The sequence below is a fragment of the Variovorax sp. 10N432 genome, assembly GCF_056394465.1.
On sequence record NZ_JBFTHX010000011.1, the window covers coordinates 73826 to 92033 of the forward strand.

Annotated in this window: 16 protein-coding genes; 8 read left to right on the top strand and 8 right to left on the bottom strand. The window is 67.9% G+C overall.

From position 1 onward, the window contains the following. Window positions 1-10 precede the first annotated feature (10 nt). The 7 genes from AC1DF3_RS15200 (at window position 11) to AC1DF3_RS15230 (ending at window position 6197) form a co-directional block, all read left to right on the top strand. The gene (locus AC1DF3_RS15200) at window positions 11-610 is read left to right on the top strand and encodes a hypothetical protein (RefSeq protein WP_286533933.1); all 600 of its coding nucleotides are present in this window, start codon (window positions 11-13) and stop codon (window positions 608-610) included. Then, complete coding sequence (locus AC1DF3_RS15205) at window positions 607-1140, top strand: TlpA family protein disulfide reductase (protein WP_286533932.1); 534 nt, start codon at window positions 607-609, stop codon at window positions 1138-1140. The genes AC1DF3_RS15200 and AC1DF3_RS15205 overlap by 4 nt, the downstream gene beginning before the upstream one ends. Window positions 1141-1255: 115 nt before the next feature. Continuing rightward, window positions 1256-1720: an acetyl-CoA carboxylase biotin carboxyl carrier protein gene (accB, locus tag AC1DF3_RS15210; protein WP_286533930.1), complete on the top strand. Its 465-nt coding sequence runs from the start codon at window positions 1256-1258 to the stop codon at window positions 1718-1720. A 2-nt stretch (window positions 1721-1722) separates the two neighbouring features. After that, the gene (gene accC, locus AC1DF3_RS15215; protein ID WP_286523824.1) at window positions 1723-3072 is read left to right on the top strand and encodes an acetyl-CoA carboxylase biotin carboxylase subunit; all 1350 of its coding nucleotides are present in this window, start codon (window positions 1723-1725) and stop codon (window positions 3070-3072) included. A gap of 15 nt (window positions 3073-3087) precedes the next feature. After that, entirely contained in the window at window positions 3088-3972 is an 885-nt protein-coding gene (gene prmA, locus AC1DF3_RS15220; protein ID WP_478140060.1) for a 50S ribosomal protein L11 methyltransferase, read from the top strand. A gap of 44 nt (window positions 3973-4016) precedes the next feature. Beyond that, window positions 4017-5249: a zinc-ribbon and DUF3426 domain-containing protein gene (locus AC1DF3_RS15225; RefSeq protein ID WP_478140061.1), complete on the top strand. Its 1233-nt coding sequence runs from the start codon at window positions 4017-4019 to the stop codon at window positions 5247-5249. A 45-nt stretch (window positions 5250-5294) separates the two neighbouring features. Next, window positions 5295-6197 carry a carbohydrate kinase family protein gene (locus AC1DF3_RS15230; protein ID WP_286533924.1) on the top strand — a complete coding sequence of 301 codons (903 nt, stop codon included), beginning with the start codon at window positions 5295-5297 and terminating at the stop codon, window positions 6195-6197. Window positions 6198-6260: 63 nt separating this feature from the next. On the opposite strand, the gene AC1DF3_RS15235 is transcribed toward AC1DF3_RS15230, so the two are convergent. The 8 genes from AC1DF3_RS15235 to AC1DF3_RS15270 form a co-directional block, all read right to left on the bottom strand. Then, window positions 6261-6740: a histone H1-like DNA-binding protein gene (locus AC1DF3_RS15235; protein WP_286523818.1), complete on the bottom strand. Its 480-nt coding sequence runs from the start codon at window positions 6738-6740 to the stop codon at window positions 6261-6263. Window positions 6741-6937: 197 nt separating this feature from the next. Further along, complete coding sequence (locus AC1DF3_RS15240) at window positions 6938-8167, bottom strand: ribonucleotide-diphosphate reductase subunit beta (protein WP_286533923.1); 1230 nt, start codon at window positions 8165-8167, stop codon at window positions 6938-6940. A 149-nt stretch (window positions 8168-8316) separates the two neighbouring features. Beyond that, on the bottom strand, window positions 8317-11232 hold the full coding sequence (locus tag AC1DF3_RS15245; RefSeq protein ID WP_478140062.1) for a ribonucleoside-diphosphate reductase subunit alpha: 2916 nt from the start codon (window positions 11230-11232) through the stop codon (window positions 8317-8319). Between the two features lie 339 nt (window positions 11233-11571). Next, a complete protein-coding gene (gene ampD, locus AC1DF3_RS15250; RefSeq protein WP_478140121.1) occupies window positions 11572-12216 on the bottom strand; it encodes a 1,6-anhydro-N-acetylmuramyl-L-alanine amidase AmpD in 645 nt (214 codons plus the stop codon). Between the two features lie 205 nt (window positions 12217-12421). Beyond that, window positions 12422-13933 carry a sigma-54-dependent transcriptional regulator gene (locus AC1DF3_RS15255; RefSeq protein ID WP_478140063.1) on the bottom strand — a complete coding sequence of 504 codons (1512 nt, stop codon included), beginning with the start codon at window positions 13931-13933 and terminating at the stop codon, window positions 12422-12424. Window positions 13934-13937: 4 nt separating this feature from the next. After that, a complete protein-coding gene (locus AC1DF3_RS15260) occupies window positions 13938-15626 on the bottom strand; it encodes a two-component system sensor histidine kinase NtrB (RefSeq protein WP_478140064.1) in 1689 nt (562 codons plus the stop codon). A 22-nt stretch (window positions 15627-15648) separates the two neighbouring features. Continuing rightward, on the bottom strand, window positions 15649-15885 hold the full coding sequence (locus AC1DF3_RS15265) for a PP0621 family protein (protein ID WP_286523811.1): 237 nt from the start codon (window positions 15883-15885) through the stop codon (window positions 15649-15651). Next, complete coding sequence (locus AC1DF3_RS15270) at window positions 15882-16691, bottom strand: cytochrome C assembly family protein (protein WP_286533917.1); 810 nt, start codon at window positions 16689-16691, stop codon at window positions 15882-15884. Before AC1DF3_RS15270 ends, AC1DF3_RS15265 begins: the two co-directional genes overlap by 4 nt. Window positions 16692-16771: 80 nt before the next feature. On the opposite strand from AC1DF3_RS15270, the gene ffh reads away from it, so the two are divergent. Further along, a complete protein-coding gene (gene ffh, locus AC1DF3_RS15275) occupies window positions 16772-18157 on the top strand; it encodes a signal recognition particle protein (protein WP_286533916.1) in 1386 nt (461 codons plus the stop codon). The last annotated feature ends 51 nt before the right edge of the window (window positions 18158-18208 follow it).

An 18208-nucleotide genomic window follows, 5' to 3' on the forward strand; every position in this document is an offset into this window, starting at 1 on the left:
AAATGGACCGATGGACACGTCGAAGCAGGAAATTGCCGCCACCGCGGCCCGCCTCGTGGTCGAGGAGGGGCTCGAATACGGACCCGCCAAGCGCCGGGCGGTGCGCGATCTCGGGTTGCCCGCGCGCACCGCGCTGCCCAACAACGACGAAATCGAGGCCGAGGTCCGCGACTACATCCAGCTCTACTGCGCCGACACCCAGCCGCAGGAACTGCATGCGCTGCGCCTGCTGGCGCTCGAATGGATGGAGCGCATGGCGCAGTTCCGTCCCCACGTCGGCGGCGCCGTCTGGCACGGCACCGCGACGCGGCTGTCGGACATCTATATTCAGCTGTTCTGCGACGACTCCAAGTCGGCCGAGATCGCGTTGATCGATCATCACGTCGATTACGAGCCCCGGATGGTCACCGGCTTTCACGGCGAGCAGGTCGAGGCGCTCAGCGTGCATGCCGCCAGCCGCGCGCTGGGCGAAGAGATCGGCGTCCATCTGCTGGTCTACGACCTGGACGACCTGCGCGGGGCGCTGAAGCCCGACACCCAGGGCCGGGTGCCGCGCGGCAACCTGGCGGCGCTGCGGCGGCTGATGGAAAAAGAAAAGGACAACGGATGACTTCGAGCTCGACGCGCCGAGGCTGGCTCTATGGGGGCGTGGCGCTGGTCGCCGCGGCCGCCGGGGTCGGCGGCGCCTGGTGGACCCAGCGCCGCGGCGCGGGCGGCGGCGAGAAGCTCGACGCGGCTTTCTGGGCCCAGCGTTTCGAGCGGCCCGAGGGCGGCGAGGTGGTGTTCGACAGTCTCCGCGGCAAGCCGCTGGTGGTCAATTTCTGGGCCACCTGGTGCCCGCCCTGCGTCGAGGAAATGCCGATGATCGACGCCTTCTTTCGCGAAAATGCCGCCAACGGCTGGCAAGTTGTCGGATTGGCCATCGATCAGCCCAGTGCGGTGCGCAAGTTCCTAGCCAAGACGCCGGTCAGCTACCCGATCGGGCTGGCCGGGCTACAGGGCACCGATCTGGTCAAGCAGATGGGCAACACGGCGGGCGGCCTGCCGTTCACCCTCGTGATCGATGCCGGCGGCTCGATCGCGGCGCGTAAAATGGGAAAGCTCGACGCCGGCGATCTTCAAGCGTGGCGACGGGCCTAGTTCGCGGCTAGAATCCAGCCCCTACAAATCCGGTAGTTGGCGTTGAAACGCCGAAATAACCGGATCTTCAGGCGAGTTACATTCAAATGACCGGCAAAGCCGGCGCTGGAGTCCCATGGATCTACGCAAGCTCAAGACACTGATCGACCTGGTGTCCGAATCCAACATTTCCGAACTGGAAATCACCGAAGCCGAAGGCAAGGTCCGCATCGTCAAGGGTGGTGTCGCCGCGCCGGTCCAATATGTCCAGACGCTGTCCGCGCCGGCCGCAGCCGGCGCCCAGCCGGCCGCTGGCGCACCGGCGGCTGCTGCGCCCGCCGCCGCGCCGGCCGCGGCCGCCGCCACCGGCCACGCGATCAAATCGCCGATGGTCGGCACCTTCTACCGCTCCTCCAGCCCGGGCGCTCCTGCCTTCGTCGAGATCGGCAGCCAGGTCAAGGAAGGCGACACGGTCTGCATCATCGAGGCGATGAAGATACTGAACGAAATCGAGGCCGACAAGTCCGGCACCGTGACCCAGATCCTCGGCGAGAACGGCCAAGCCGTCGAATACGGCCAGCCGCTGTTCATCATCGAGTGAGCATGTTCAAGAAGATATTGGTCGCCAACCGCGGCGAGATTGCGCTGCGAATCCAGCGCGCCTGCAGCGAACTCGGCATCAAGGCGGTGATGGTTTATTCCGAAGCCGATCGCGATGCCAAGTACGTCAAGCTGGCCGAGGAAGCGGTATGCATCGGCCCCGCGCCGTCGTCGCAGAGCTACCTGAACATGCCCGCCATCATCTCGGCGGCCGAAGTGACCGACTCGGAGGCGATCCATCCGGGCTACGGCTTCCTGAGCGAGAACGCCAACTTCGCCGAGCGGGTGGAGCAGAGCGGCTTCCAGTTCATCGGCCCGTCGCCCGAATCGATCCGCATCATGGGCGACAAGGTGTCGGCCAAGCAGGCCATGATCAAGGCCGGCGTGCCCTGCGTGCCGGGCTCCGAGGGCGAGCTCTCCGACGACGCCGCCACCAACAAGCGCATCGCCCGGGCGATCGGCTACCCGGTCATCATCAAGGCCGCGGGCGGCGGCGGCGGGCGCGGCATGCGGGTGGTGCACACCGAGGCGGCGCTGGTCAACGCGATCCAGATGACCAAGGCGGAGGCCGGCGCGGCCTTCAACAATCCGGCGGTCTACATGGAGAAGTTCCTCCAGGACCCGCGCCACATCGAGATCCAGATCCTCGCCGACAAGCACAAGAACGCGGTGTACCTCGGCGAACGCGACTGCTCGATGCAGCGTCGCCACCAGAAGGTGATCGAGGAATCGCCGGCGCCGGGCATCCCGCGCAAGCTGATCGAGAAGATCGGTGAGCGCTGCGCGGCGGCCTGCAAGAAGATCGGCTACCGCGGTGCAGGCACCTTCGAGTTCCTCTATGAGAACGGCGAGTTCTACTTCATCGAGATGAACACCCGCGTGCAGGTGGAGCATCCGGTGACCGAGTTCACCACCGGCATCGACATCGTGAAGACGCAGATCATGGTGGCGGCGGGCGAGAAGCTGCCGTTCACCCAGCGCCAGATCGAGGTCCGCGGCCACGCGATCGAGTGCCGCATCAACGCCGAGGATCCGTACAAGTTCACGCCCTCGCCGGGCCGCATCACGATGTGGCACCCGCCGGGCGGGCCGGGCGTTCGCGTGGATTCCCACGTCTACACCAACTACTTCGTGCCGCCGAACTACGACTCGATGATCGGCAAGATCATCGTCTACGGCGATACCCGCGAGCAGGCCATGGCGCGCATGCGCACGGCGCTCAACGAGACCGTGATCGAGGGCATCCAGACCAACATCGCGCTGCACCGCGAGCTGATGGTCGACGCCAAGTTCATGGGTGGCGGCACCAACATCCACTATCTGGAAGAGTGGCTCGCTGCGCACAAGCGCTGAGCGGGCGAATCAACCATGTTCGAACTCCGCCTGCTGGCGCCTGAAGACCTGGTCGAGACCGTCAGCGACGCGCTCGACGCGCTCGATGCGCTCAGCGTGTCGGTCGAGGACGCCGACGCCCAGACCGACGCCGAGCAGGCCCTGTTCGGCGAGCCCGGCATGCCGCCGCCGAAGGATGGCTGGCAGCGGTCGCGCGTGATCGCGCTGTTCGCGACCGAGGCCCTGGCGCGCGAAGCAGCGGCGCTGCTCGAGGCGCAGGACTTCTTCGCCGAGTGCCGCCTGCTGGGCCTGGCCGAGGTGCCGGAGCAGGATTGGGTGCGGCTGACGCAGTCGCAGTTCGCGCCGGTCGAGATCACCCCCGAGTTCTGGATCGTGCCGACCTGGCACGAGCCGCCGGCGCAGGCGCGCCAGGTGATCCGGCTTGATCCCGGGCTGGCCTTCGGCACCGGCACGCATCCGACCACGCGCATGTGCCTGCGCTGGATCGCCACGCGCGGCGGCCTGGCCGGCCAGCGTGTGCTCGACTACGGCTGCGGCTCGGGCATTCTCGCGATCGGCGCGGCGAAACACGGCGCCACCGACATCGACGCGGTGGACATCGATCCGGCCGCGGTCGAGTCGACCGGCCTCAATGCCGACGCCAACGGCGTCCGGCTCAAGGCCGGCCTGCCGGATGCATCGGCCGGCCGCTACGACGTCGTGCTGGCGAACATCCTCGCGACACCGCTCAAGGTGCTGGCTCCGCTGCTCTGCGCACATGTCGCGCCGGGCGGCGCGCTGGTGCTGGCCGGCATCCTCGAGCGCCAGGCCGACGAGCTGAAGGCCGCCTATGCGCCCTACGCGGCGCTGGAGGTCAGCGACAGCGAGGACGGCTGGATCCTGATGACCGCAAGGCTGTAGAACGCCGAGGCTGTTGCCTCCGGCAACAATACAATCGGCGCCACATGAGCCTGGTCACCCGCTGCCCCGCGTGCGACACCACTTTCAAGGTGGTGCGGGACCAGCTTCGCATCTCGGACGGGTGGGTTCGCTGCGGACGCTGCAGCCAGGTGTTCGACGCCACCATCGACCTGCAGGAAACACCGCCGGCCTCCTCCGGTCCTGCGGTCGCGGCGCCGGAGCCGGGCGAGCCGCCGCCGCACACCGAGCCGGAGCCGCCGGCGGCCACCGCAGCCGAAACGGCCGACGCTCCTGCGGAAGCGATCGCCGAGACCGACTTCTTCGACGACGAACAGGCGTCGGGCCCGGCACCGCTGGCCCCCTCTGACGGCTTCCTTGCTCCGAGCCCCATGTCGTGGCCCGATGCGGATTCGCTGCTGCTCGGCGACCAAGGGCGCACGGCCGTGCGGCCTCCCGTGCCGCCGCCGCTGGCCTTCCCGGACATCGACCTCGCGCTGCCGTCGCGTCCTGCCCCTTTGGCGAGCGCGGTCACGCCGCCGGAGGCCGACGACAGCGGCCACATGCAACTCGAGAAGGCGCTGCGCCGCGCCCGCATCAAGTCGGCCAAGATCGCCCGCGCGAAAGCCAAGGAGCAGGCCGCTGCCGCTGCCGTGGCCGAGGTCGCGCCGGTGGTGCAGGCCGCGAGCGAGCCCGAGCCGGCAGCGGGCAGAGCCGATGCGGCATCCGCGACCGCGCTGGACGCCGAGCCGTTGCCGGCCTTCCTGGGCATCGACGAAGCCCCGATCGGCTGGCGGCGACCCGCGGTGCGACGCTCGCTGGTCGTTGCCGCCGTGCTGGCCGCACTGCTGCTGCTGGCGCAGGTCCTGCATCAGGAGCGCGACCTGATCGCGGCCCGCCAGCCCGCCTTGCGGCCGCTGCTCGACGGCCTGTGCCGCGTCACCGGCTGCACGCTGACCGCCCTGCGGCAGATCAACGACATCAAGATCGACGGCGCCTCGTTCGCGCGCGACAAGGAGGGCGACGGTTTCCACCTCGGCTTCACGGTGCGCAACAGCGCGACCCTGCCGCTGGCGATGCCCGCAGTGGAGTTGTCGCTGCTCGATACCCAGGAGCGGGCCGTGGTGCGGCGCGTGCTCATGCCTTCCGATTTCGGTGCGCCGGCGGTGCTGCCGGCGCACGCCGAGCGCTCGGCCTCGCTGGCTCTTCGCCTCAGCGGCGACGAGGCGGCTTCGATGCCGCCGGTCGCCGGCTTTCGTCTCGAGGCGCTCTATCCCTGAGCGCCACGGCCTTTCAGCTTTTTCAATCCAACCAGTGGCTCATCCATGGCAGCAGTGATTTGCGGTTCCCTCGCGTTCGACACCATCATGACTTTCGAAGGGCGGTTCGCGGACCAGATCCTGCCGGACCAGTTGCACATCCTCAACGTGTCCTTCCTGGTGCCGGGCTTGCGGCGGGACTTTGGCGGCTGCGCCGGCAACATCGCCTACAGCCTGAACGCCCTCGGCGGCACCGCGCTGCCGATGGCGACGGTCGGCAGCGACGGCGCCGACTACATCGAGCGCCTGCGCACGCTGGGCATCAGCACCGAGTTCGTGCGCCAGGTCGGCGATACCTTCACGGCCCAGGCCATGATCATGAACGACCGTGACAACAACCAGATCACGGCCTTCCATCCGGGCGCGATGCAGCAGGCGCACATCACGAAGGTGGCCGCGCGCGACGACATCAAGCTCGGCATCGTCGCGCCCGACGGCCGCGACGCCATGCTTCAGCATGCCGAGCAGTTCAAGGCGGCCGGCATCCCGTTCGTCTTCGATCCGGGCCAGGGCCTGCCGATGTTCGACGGCAAGGAACTGGCGCATTTCGTCGACCTGGCGAGCTGGGTGGTGGTCAACGACTACGAGGGCAAGATGCTGTCGCAGCGGACCGGATGGAGCCTGGCGGAGATCTCGAAGCGGGTCGAAGGCCTGGTCGTGACGCTGGCGGCCGAGGGCTGCGAGGTGTGGACGAACGGCGAGCGCGAACATGTGCCGGCGGTCACTCCCGCGGCGGTGGTCGAGCCGACCGGCTGCGGCGACGCCTGGCGCGGCGCCTTGCTGTTCGGACTCGAGCAGGGCTGGGCGCTGGCGCGTTGCGCTGCCTTGGGCAACCACCTGGGGGCGCTCAAGATCGCCCAGCGCGGCCCGCAGAACTACCAGGTCGACCGCAACGCTCTGGGCCTCTGACCCCATGAAAAAAGCCCGGCACCTTTCGGTGCCGGGCTTGTGCCTTCAAGGCCGCTGGAAGACTCAGGGCTTGCTGGCCGTCGGGAACGGCCAGGCAGCCTGCGGGTTCAGCGTGGTCTGGGCAGCAGGAGCAGGYGCTACGGCAGCCTTGGCGGGAGCCTTCGCAGCCTTCTTGGCAGCGGGCTTCTTCGCGGCTTTCTTGGCAGCGGGCTTTTTCGCCGCAGCCTTCTTCGCCGGGGCCTTCTTGGCAGGCGCCTTTTTCGCAGCGGCCTTCTTCGCCGGGGCCTTCTTGGCTGCTGCCTTCTTGGCAGGGGCCTTCTTCGCCGGGGCCTTCTTGGCTGCTACCTTCTTGGCGGGGGCCTTCTTGGCAGGCGCCTTCTTGGCGGCGACCTTCTTGGCCGCTACCTTCTTCGCCGGAGCCTTCTTGGCCGCGACCTTCTTTGCCGGCGCCTTCTTGGCTACGACCTTCTTGGCGGGAGCCTTCTTTGCCGGAGCCTTCTTTGCAGCGGCTTTCTTAGCCGGCGCTTTCTTTGCAGTTGCCATTTCTATTTCTCCTTGATCAAGTTGAAAAAATCAACCTTTTGAAGCACTCCACGCATGTTGGTCAGCGTGAAGCGATTCATGGCGTTGGAACGGATTCCAGCACCATGAACACCGTCGCCCTCAGCAATGCCGCACTCTCCGGTGCAGTGTGTTGCTGAAGGCTTTTTCTGAATGCACTTTGTTCTTGTCGGAAAGTCTCAGTCCCAGGAGAGCGCACCGCCCGATTGATACTCGATCACGCGGGTTTCGAAGAAGTTGCGCTCCTTCTTGAGGTCAATCATTTCGCTCATCCAGGGGAAGGGGTTTTCTTCGTTCGGGAAGAGCGTTTCGAGGCCGATCTGCTGCGCGCGCCGGTTGGCGATGTAGCGCAGGTAGCCCTTGAACATGGAGGCGTTCATGCCGAGCACGCCACGCGGCATGGTGTCTTCGGCGTACTTGTACTCGAGCTCGACGGCCTTCATGAAGAGGGCCTTGATCTCGGCCTTGAACTCGGCCGTCCAGAGCTGCGGGTTCTCGAGCTTGAGCTGGTTGATCAGGTCGATGCCGAAATTGCAGTGCATCGACTCGTCGCGCAGGATGTACTGATACTGCTCGGCGGCGCCGGTCATCTTGTTCTGGCGGCCCAGCGCGAGGATCTGCGTGAAGCCGACGTAGAAGAAGAGGCCTTCCATGAGGCAGGCGAAGACGATCAGCGACTTCAGCAGGGTCTGGTCGGTCTCGTGGGTGCCGGTCTTGAAGTTCGGGTCGCTGATGGCGTCGATGAACGGGATCAGGAACTGGTCCTTTTCGCGGATCGACGGCACTTCGTTGTAGGCGTTGAAGATCTCGCTCTCGTCCAGGCCCAGCGATTCGACGATGTACTGGTAGGCGTGCGTGTGGATCGCTTCCTCGAAGGCCTGACGCAGCAGGAACTGGCGGCATTCGGGCGCCGTGATGTGGCGGTAGGTGCCCAGCACGATGTTGTTGGCGGCCAGCGAGTCGGCGGTCACGAAGAAGCCGAGGTTGCGCTTGACGATGCGGCGCTCGTCCTCGGTCAGGCCGTTGGGGTCTTTCCAGAGCGCGATGTCGCGCGTCATGTTCACTTCCTGCGGCATCCAGTGGTTGGCGCAGGTGGCGAGGTACTTTTCCCAGGCCCACTTGTACTTGAACGGCACCAGCTGGTTGACGTCGGTCTGGCCGTTGATGATGCGCTTGTCGGCGGCCTTGACGCGGTGCGCGGCCGGCGCGACGGGCACTGCGGCCTGCGCGGGGCGCAGCGCTGCGCCGTCATCGAGCGTGCGCGCAGCGGAAGAAACTTGGGGAGCAATTTGCGAAGTCGGGAACTCCGACGAGCGGGCGACTGGCGCGCCGCTGTTCGATGGGTGCCGCAATCCTTGAGGCAGATCCTTTGGCAAGGAGGGCTTGACTTCTTCGTCCCAGGTCAACATAGAAAAATCCAATGCTCAAATTATGTGAGCAACGATGTGAGTTGCAAAGTGCTCCTCACATCGCGCTTCAATTATGTGGTCGTTATGTTGTTCGCATGCATCGCAATTTGTCAGTCGATGCCGCGAACCACGACAACTTCAGGCCGACATCACTGGCAGGCTTCGCAGGTCGGATCGTCGACGCCGCAGAACGCGATGTCGGTGGCGGGCATCGCGCTGAGTTGCGCTTGCGCTGCGCGCGCTGCCGCTTCGAGTGCGCTCATGCCCGATGAAGCATCGCCGCTGCCCGACGACACGGCGTTGAGGCGACCCGATTGCACGGTCGATTTCTCGGCGTGCGTCGCGCTCTGCGTGCGCAGGTAGTAGGTGGTCTTGAGACCGCGCAGCCAGGCCAGCTTGTAGGTGTCGTCGAGCTTCTTGCCCGATGCGCCGGCCATGTAGATGTTGAGCGACTGTGCCTGGTCGATCCACTTCTGGCGCCGTGCCGCGGCCTCGACGAGCCAGGTGGTCTCGACCTCGAAGGCGGTGGCGTAGAGCGCCTTGACGTCTTGCGGCACGCGGTCGATCGGGCGCAGCGAGCCGTCGAAGTGCTTCAGGTCCATCACCATCACGTCGTCCCACAGGCCCAGGCGCTTGAGGTCGCGCACCAGGTAGTGGTTGATGACGGTGAACTCGCCCGACAGGTTCGACTTGACCGACAGGTTGCCGAAGCAGGGTTCGATCGAGGCGTCGACGCCGATGATGTTGGAGATGGTTGCGGTCGGCGCGATGGCGACGCAGTTGGAGTTGCGCATGCCGTCGGTCTTGATCTTCTGGCGCAGCGCGTCCCAGTCGAGCGTCGACGAGCGGTCGACCTCGACGTAGCCGCCGCGGGCCTTCTCGAGCAGGTCGAGGGTGTCGGGCGGCAGCACGCCCTTGTCCCACAGCGAGCCCTTGTAGCTCGAGTACTTGCCGCGTTCGCGCGCCAGCTCGGTCGAGGCCCAGTAGGCGTGGTAGCAGATCGCTTCCATGGATTCGTCGGCGAACTGCACGGCGTCCTGCGAGGCGTAGGGGATGCGCAGCTCATAGAGCGCGTCCTGGAAGCCCATCAGGCCGAGGCCGACCGGGCGGTGGCGCAGGTTGGAGTCGCGCGCCTTCTTGACCGCGTAGTAGTTGATGTCGATCACGTTGTCGAGCATCCGCATCGCGGTGGAGATGGTGCGCTGGAGCTTTGCCTGGTCGACCTTGCCGTCCTTCAGGTGCTGCAGCAGGTTGACCGAGCCGAGGTTGCAGACCGCGGTTTCGGTGTCGCTGGTGTTGAGCGTGATCTCGGTGCAGAGGTTCGACGAATGGACCACGCCGGCGTGCTGCTGCGGCGAGCGCACGTTGCAGGCGTCCTTGAAGGTGATCCAGGGATGGCCGGTCTCGAACAGCATCGTGAGCATCTTGCGCCACAGGTCCGAGGCCTGCAGCGTGCGGCTCGGCGTGATCTCGCCGCGGGCAGCCTTTTCTTCGTAGGCGACGTAGGCGGTCTCGAAGTCGAGGCCGAACTTGTCGTGCAGGTCGGGCACGTTCGACGGCGAGAACAGGGTCCAGCTGCCCTTTTCCATGACGCGGCGCATGAACAGGTCGGGGATCCAGTTGGCCGTGTTCATGTCGTGCGTGCGGCGGCGGTCGTCGCCGGTGTTCTTGCGCAGCTCGAGGAATTCCTCGATGTCGAGGTGCCAGGTCTCCAGGTAGGTGCAGACGGCGCCCTTGCGCTTGCCGCCCTGGTTGACCGCCACCGCGGTGTCGTTGACCACCTTGAGGAAGGGCACGACGCCCTGCGATTCGCCGTTGGTGCCCTTGATGTGGCTGCCGAGGGCGCGCACGCGGGTCCAGTCGTTGCCGAGGCCGCCGGCGAACTTCGACAGCAGCGCGTTTTCCTTGATGGATTCGTAGATGCCGTCGAGGTCGTCGGGCACGGTGGTCAGGTAGCAGCTCGACAGCTGCGAGCGCAGAGTGCCGCTGTTGAACAGGGTCGGGGTGCTCGAGATGAAGTCGAAGGACGACATCACCTCATAGAACTCGATGGCGCGGGCTTCGCGGTCGATCTCGTTGAGCGACAGGCCCATCGCGACGCGCATGAAGAAGGCTTGCGGCAGCTCGATGCGCGACTTGCGCACGTGCAGGAAGTAGCGGTCGTACAGGGTCTGCAGGCCGAGGTAGTCGAACTGCAGGTCGCGCTCGGGCTTGAGCGCCGCGCCCAGGCGGGCCAGGTCGAACTGCAGCAGCTTCTCGTCGAGCAGCTCGTTGTCGACGCCCTTCTTGATGAAGTGCGGGAAGTAGTCGGCGTAGGCCTGGGCCCGTTCGCCCAGCGGCACTTCGCGGCCGATCACTTCCTTGAAGATCGTGTGCAGCAGCAGGCGGGCGGTGGCGAAGGTGTAGTCGGGGTCTTTCTCGATCAGCGTGCGGGCGGCCAGGATCGAGGCCTTGTAGACCTCGTCGAGCGGCACGCCGTCATACAGGTTGCGCATGGTCTCGGCCACGATCGGGCCGGCCGTGATGCTCTCGCCGAGGTCGGTGCAGGCGGATTCGATCAGGCCCTTGAGCTCGTTGAGGTCGAGCGCGACGCGTTCGCCGCGGTCCAGCACGTGCAGCGTGGAGACCGCGATCGGGGCTTCTTGTTCGCCCTGCTTGCTGCGCTCCTGGGAGCGGCGCTCGCGGTACAGCACGTAGGCGCGTGCGATTTCGTGGTGGCCGCCGCGCATCAGGCCGAGTTCGACCTGGTCCTGCACGTCTTCGATGTGGAAGGTGCCGCCGCCGGGACGCGAGCGCACCATTGCGCGCACCACGGCCTGGGTCAGGGTGTCGACCGTCTCGCGCACGCTGGCCGATGCCGCGCCCTGGGTGCCGTGTACGGCGAGGAAGGCCTTCATCATCGCTATCGCGATCTTGTTGGGCTCGAAGGGCACCACCGCGCCGTTGCGGCGGATGATCTGGTAGTGGGCCAGCGCGTTGCTGGCGGGTGAGCCGGCGACATCGCGCTGCTGGAGCGGCGTCGAGGAGGAATGGGGGGCGGAGGGGGTGCTCAGGGCAGTTTGCATGCGAAACCTCGGTTGGCAATTCTTGTTGGGGCGGCGGTGCCAGGGCGGCCATGGGTGTGGGCGTCGGGCGCCGGGCAGGACACACTATATCTAGGGTCTGGTGGGTCTACAACCCACTAGATGTAGTGTTTTCCATAAATGTTAAAAAATGTTTTTAGGTGCATGGCGGGGCTGGAATGCGCTTGTGCCCCGTGTCCGTTGATCGACGGTAGCGCAGCCCATGCCCGACGGGCGTTGCGGCCGTTTTTGGGCTTGGAAACCGCATGGTTGCTGCACTTGGGCCGCTCTGGGCAAGCCGTCGTGCGGACGCATCGCGAGCCGTCCGGCGATTGAAAAAAACTAGCGGCTGATGGTGTCCGGGGGAAACATCGCGCCGTCCCAGCCGAGCTGCTCGCGCAGCAGGCGCCAGTCGAAGCCGGCGCCCGGGTCTTCCTTGCGGCCGGGTGCGATGTGCTGGTGGCCGGCGATGAAGCGGATCGCATGGCGCTGCGCAATCGCCGGGCAGAGACTGGCCAGGGTCTCGTACTGGGCATTTTCGAAGGGCCCGCCCTCGATGCCTTCGAGCTCGATGCCGATCGAATCGTCGTTGCAGTTCGCGCGGCCGCGCCAGGACGACGCACCGGCATGCCAGGCGCGGTCGTCGCAGCTCACGAACTGCCAGAGCTCGCCATTGCGCCGCACATAGAAGTGCGCCGAGACCTCGAGGCCGCGGATGCTGCCGAAGTAGGGATGCGCATCCCAGTCGAGGCGATTGGTGAACAGCTGCTGGACCTGGTCGCCGCCGTACTGCCCCGGCGGCAGGCTGATCGAATGCAGCACGATCAGGTCGATCTCGGCGCCGGCCGGCCGCGGTCCGAAGTTGGGCGAGCACAGCGGGCGCGCGAAGCGATACCAGCCGTCGTGCCAGAGACCCGTGGCGCAGAGCGGGGGCTCAGGCTGGCGCCGGGCCGCCCCAAGGCGGCCTGCGGCCCCATCGGGGGGCAGCGACCCACACGCAGTGGGGGAGCGTGGGGGCGATTCAGGCTGGCGCCGGGCCGCCCCAAGGCGGCCTGCGGCCCCCTCGGGGGGCAGCGACCCACACGCAGTGGGGGAGCGTGGGGGCGATTCAGGCTGGCGCCGGGCCGCCCCAAGGCGGCCTGCGGCCCCCTCGGGGGGCAGCGACCCACACGCAGTGGGGGAGCGTGGGGGCTCATTCATCGGCGCCGTCGCCGTTTGGCGTCGCGATGCCGAGGCGCGCGATCCGGTAGCGGATCTGCCGCAGGCTCAGGCCCAGCCGGGCCGCCGCGGCGGTGCGGTTGAAGCCGGTTTCTTGCAGCGCGCGGATCAGGATCTCGCGCTCCTGCTGGTCGAGGTAGCCCTGCAGGTCGTTCGGCACCTCGGCGGCGCCGCCCTTCGGGGGCGACGCGATGGCGGCCGCGGCGTAGATCGGCGCGGCCGGCTCGCGCAGCGGCAGCTCGCTCGGCTGCAAGGTGCTGTCGACGAAGTCGAGGTGCAGCATGTCGCCGTCGCTCAAGGCCACGGCCCGGTGCAGCAGGTTTTCGAGTTCGCGCACGTTGCCGTGCAGCGGATGCTCGGCGAGCAGCTGCAGCACCTCGGCCGACAAGGTCGGCACCGGCATGCCGGCATCGCGCGCGATCCGCGCCAGCAGGGCCTTGCACAGCGCCGGCAGGTCGCCGCGGCGCTCGCGCAGCGCGGGCACCGCGATCTCGATCACGTTGAGGCGATAGAACAGGTCTTGCCGGAACCGGCTGGCCTGGACCTCGGCCTGAAGGTCCTTGTGGGTGGCGCTCACGATGCGGACGTCGACCGCGTCCTCCTGGGTCGAGCCGATCGGCCGCACGCTGCGTTCCTGGATCGCGCGCAGCAGCTTGGACTGCATGGCCAGCGGCAGGTCGCCGATCTCGTCGAGGAACAGCGTGCCGCCGCGCGCAGCCTGGAAATAGCCATCGCGGTCTTGTGCGGAGCCCGTGTAGGAGCCCTTGCGGGCGCCGAAGAACTCGGCTTCGAGCAGGTTCTCGGGAATGGCGCCGCAGTTGACCGCGACGAAGGGACCGTCGCTGCGCTGGCTGCAGGCATGGACGGCGCGGGCGACCAGTTCCTTGCCGGTGCCGGATTCGCCGCGCACGAGTACCGGCGCCATGCCGCGCGCCACCTTGGCGATGCGGGCCTTGACGATGCGCATCGGCTCGGAGTCGCCGACCAGCCGCTCGAGTGCGGCGGCGCCGCCGCTGCCGACCGCGCTGGCGATCTTGGCGCCGTCGTCGACCCGGTCGTCGACTGGCCGGGCCGCCCGCGCACCGGCCAGCTGCGCGGTGGCCTGCACCGCGGAAGCCACCACGGCCCGGAACTGCTTCAGGTCGACCGGCTTGGTGAGGTAGTCGAAGGCGCCGGCCTTGAGGGCCTCGACCGCGTTCTCGGCCGAGCCGTAGGCGGTCATGACGACGCAGCGCTCGCCGCGCTGGTCTTGCTGGATGCGCTGCAGGATCTCCATGCCGAGCCCGTCGGGCAGCCGCATGTCGGTGATCACGGCGTCGAAGCGGCCGGCGTCGAGGTGCTGGGAAGCCTCGGCCACGCTGCCGGCGGCTTCGACCCGGTAGCCCTCGCGCAGCAGCGTGAGTTCATAGAGCGTGCGCAGGTCGGGTTCGTCGTCGACGACCAGGATCTGGGCGGGGCGCGGCGTGGACGGATGGGGGGTGCTCACGCGGCTATTGTGTCAGCCGGGTCTCGGCGTCGGCAAACGAAACGAAGAACTCGTTGCCTTCGGGCCCGGCCGCGGACAGTGCGCGGCGTTCGTAGCCGATGGTGGCGCCGTGCCGCTCGCACAGCTCGCGGCAGAGGAACAGGCCCAGGCCGCTCGAGCGGCTCTCGGACGAGAAGAAGGGCTCGAACAGATGCCGCTGCACCGCCGGCTCGAGCGGCGCGCCGTCGCTCCAGATCTGCAGCGTGGCCCGGCCGGCGGGGTTGAGCCGGGTCGCCACCTGGATCGAGCCGTCGCGATCGCCGGCGTAGCGCGCCGCGTTGTCGAGCAGGTTCACGAGGATGCGGCGCAGGTGCTCGATGTCGAAGCGGACGTCGCGGCCCGGCGCGTCGAGCACCAGCAGCACGCCCTGGCGCTGCGAATGCAGCACCCACTCCTCGGCCAGCGTGCGCACGGTGGCGTCGAGCGCCACCTGCTCGCCCAGCGGCAGCACGCGCTGCTGCCGGGCCCGGGCGACGTCGAGCACGTCGTCGACGATGCGCGACAGGCGCTGGGCGTTCTGCTGCACCATGGTGGTCAGCTGGCGGTGCGCCGGGTCGACCAGGTCCTCGGCCAGCAGGGCGCTGGCCTGGGTGATCGCGGCCAGCGGATTGCGGATCTCGTGCGCCACGGCGGCCGACATGCGGCCCATGGCGGCCAGCTTCTCGGTCCGGATGCGGGCCTCGAGCTCGCGCAGGTCCTGCAGGAACATCACGCACAGGCTCTCCGAGTTCGGGTCCGGCGAGCGGGTCAGCCGGGTGCGCACCCGCACCTCGCGCGCCGCGCCCTGGGCCTGGGCGACCGGGATCTCTTTCGACTGCGGGCTGCGCCGGGCAAAGGTCTGGCGCGCCAGCGCCGCCAGCGCGACCCAGGCCGGGTGGGCGTCGAGCTTGAACGGCAGCTCCATCTGGGCCAGGCCCTGGCCCAGGATCGCATCCGCGGCGGGGTTGGCGGCATGGACCTGACCCTCCGAATCGAGCACCAGCACGCCCTCGCTGAGGGTCTCGATCACCAGGTCGTTGACCAGCGCGTGCATCTGCGCCGCGCTGCGGTTGCGCTGGGCCAGCGCTTCCTCGCGCGTGAGCCGGCGGGCCATCTCGTGGGCGATCAGCGCGACCACGAACAGGCCGGTGCCGGTCAGCGCCGCCTGCACGAAGCGCGGCGAGGTGTCGCCCGGCTGTTCGAGCCAGTACCAGGTCGCGTGGCCCAGCAGCAGCAGGGTGGCGGCCGCGGTGGTGCCGAGACCGACGGCGCCGCTGCCCAGCACGGCCCCCATCAGCACGGGCAGCGCGAACAGCGGCGAGTAATTGATGCCCCCGACCTGCAGCACCTGCAGCGCGGCGAAGACCACGAGGTCGATGCCGATGGTCGCGATCCAGGTCCGGCCCAGGCTGCGGATCTGCTGCACCGGCGCATAGCGCGCGGCCAGCAGGGTGGCGACCAGATAGCCGGCGCACAGGGCGACGGTGGCCGATTGGGTCGCCTGTCCGAGCACGAAGGCCAGCGCCTGGAGCAGCAGCAGCACCATCGCCACGAAGCAGCGCGCGGCCACGAAGCCACGCCACAGGCGCTTCAGCGCGGTGCTCTGGCCGTCGAAGTGTTCGAGCGAACTCCAGTCGGTCGCCGGCTCGCCCCGGGCACGCAGGAGCGCGGTCATGGCAGACGCGGCGCGGGCTGTTTCATCGGCTCGCGGCCTGGCGGTGGGCGACGCTGCAGAAGACGGCGCCGTCGGGGCCGGCGATCGCGTCGGCGGCGGGCAGGTGGAGGCCGCAGTGGGCGCAGCGGACCATGGCCTGCGGCGCGCCGACGGCGGGGGGTTTTTGCGGCGGCGGGCGCGATTGCATCTCTTCGCGCCGATTCTTGCGCCAGAGCCAGACCGCGATGAAGACCACCGCGAAGACGAGCAGGTATTTCATGAGATGGCGCGAGAAAGAACGACTTCGAGCACGAAGCGCGAGCCCACGTAGGCCAGCAGCAGCAGCGCCGAGCCCGCGTACAGGACCCGCCGCGCGGTGCGTCCGCGCCAGCCGAAGCGGGCGCGGCCGGTCAGGAGGATCGCGAACGTGAGCCAGGCCAGCACCGAGAAGACGGTCTTGTGGTCCCACTTCCAGCCGCGCACCGCGCCCCCGTACAGCGTCTCGCTGAACAGCAGGCCGGCCAGCAGCGTGGCCGACAGCAGCACGAAGCCCGCGGTCACGAAGCGGAAGGTGAGCCGTTCCATCGTCAGCAGCGGGACGCCGCCCTGCGGTTCGGCCGCCAGCCGGATCTGCTTTTCGGCCCGCGTCATGAGCCAGGCGTGGACCACGGCGGCGCCGAACAGGCCGTAGGAAGCGATGCCCAGCGCCAGGTGCAGCGGCAGCCACGGCGAGGCCGAGACATGCAGCGGCGTGCCGGGCAACAGCACGGCCAGCATCACCGCGACCGCGCCCAGCACCGCCAGCGCGCGGCGCACCTTGAGCTGGGGATAGAGGCTGCTTTCGATGGCGTAGACCGTCAACACCAGCCAGGCCGTCACCGAAATCGCCGGCGCGAAGCCGAAGCGCGGCGTGCCGCCGGCCAGCCCGGTGGCCAGCGTCAGGCCGTGCAGCAGCCAGGCCAGCGCCAGCAGCCACTGGGTCGAGGAGCGGCTGAGGCGGGAGGCGGCGGCGGCGGTGACGCCATAGGCGGCGGCGGTGGCGATGCCCAGTGCCACGCCGAGCGGGGAGGGGATCGCTAAAATCATCGGCTGGAGTTTAGCTTCTCGCCTTCTGCGGAATGCCGCCGCTCCCGTCTTCATACCGGTCCCGTCCAGCGGGAAGCATCATGGCCAGCGCCCTCACAGAAAAATTCTCCCGCCTCGTCAAACAGGTCAGCGGCCAGGCCCGCATCACCGAAAGCAACGTCCAGGACATGCTGCGCGAGGTGCGCATGGCCCTGCTCGAGGCCGACGTCGCGCTGCCGGTGGTCCGCGACTTCGTCGCCCGCGTCAAGGAAAAGGCGCTCGGCCAGGAGGTGCTGGGCTCGCTGAAGCCCGGCCAGGCGCTGGTCGGCATCGTGAACCGCGAGCTCGCCGCCACCATGGGCGAGGGCGTGGCCGACATCAACCTCGCCGCCCAGCCGCCGGCCGTCATCCTGATGGCCGGCCTGCAGGGCGCCGGCAAGACCACCACCACCGCCAAGCTGGCCAAGCACCTCATCGAGAAGCGCAAGAAGAAGGTGCTGACCGTGTCCGGCGACGTCTACCGGCCGGCCGCCATCGAGCAGCTCAAGACGGTGACGAAGCAGGCTGGCGCCGAGTGGTTCCCGAGCACGCCCGACCAGAAGCCGCTCGACATCGCGCGTGCCGCGCTCGACCACGCCAAGCGGCACTTCTTCGACGTGCTGCTGGTCGACACCGCCGGCCGCCTCGCCATCGACGAGGTGCTGATGCAGGAAATCCAGCAGCTGCACGCGGCGCTGGACCCGGTCGAGACGCTGTTCGTGGTCGACGCGATGCAGGGCCAGGACGCGATCAACACCGCCAAGGCCTTCAAGGAAGCGCTGCCGCTGACCGGCATCATCCTGACCAAGACCGACGGCGACTCGCGCGGCGGGGCCGCGCTGTCGGTGCGGCAGGTCACGGGCGTGCCGATCAAGTTCGCCGGCGTCAGCGAGAAGATCGATGGCCTCGAGGTCTTCGATGCCGAGCGCCATGCCGGCCGCATCCTGGGCATGGGCGACATCGTCGCGCTGGTCGAGCAGGTCACGGCCGGGGTCGACGTGGCGGCGGCGCAGAAGCTGGCGGCCAAGGTCAAGAGCGGCGTCGGTTTCGACCTCAACGACTTCCTCGGCCAGCTGCAGCAGATGAAGCAGATGGGCGGGTTGTCGAGCATCATGGACAAGCTGCCCGCCCAGATGGCGGCCAAGGCCACCGAGGCCGACATGACCCGGGCCGAGCGCGACATCCGGCGCAAGGAAGGGATCATCAACAGCATGACGCCGCAGGAGCGGCGCAAGCCCGAGCTGCTCAAGGCCACCCGCAAGCGCCGCATCGCCGCCGGCGCCGGGGTTCAGGTGCAGGAAGTGAACCGGCTGCTCAACGAGTTCGAGCAGATGCAGACCATGATGAAGAAGATGAAAGGCGGCGGCCTCATGAAGATGATGAAGCGCATGGGTGGCATGAAGGGCATGCCGCCGATGGGCGGCGGGGGCGGGATGCCGCGCTTCTGAGTCCTTGGATCCGCGCAGGCGCCTTTTCTGGCGCACCCCTGGTCTGCTGGG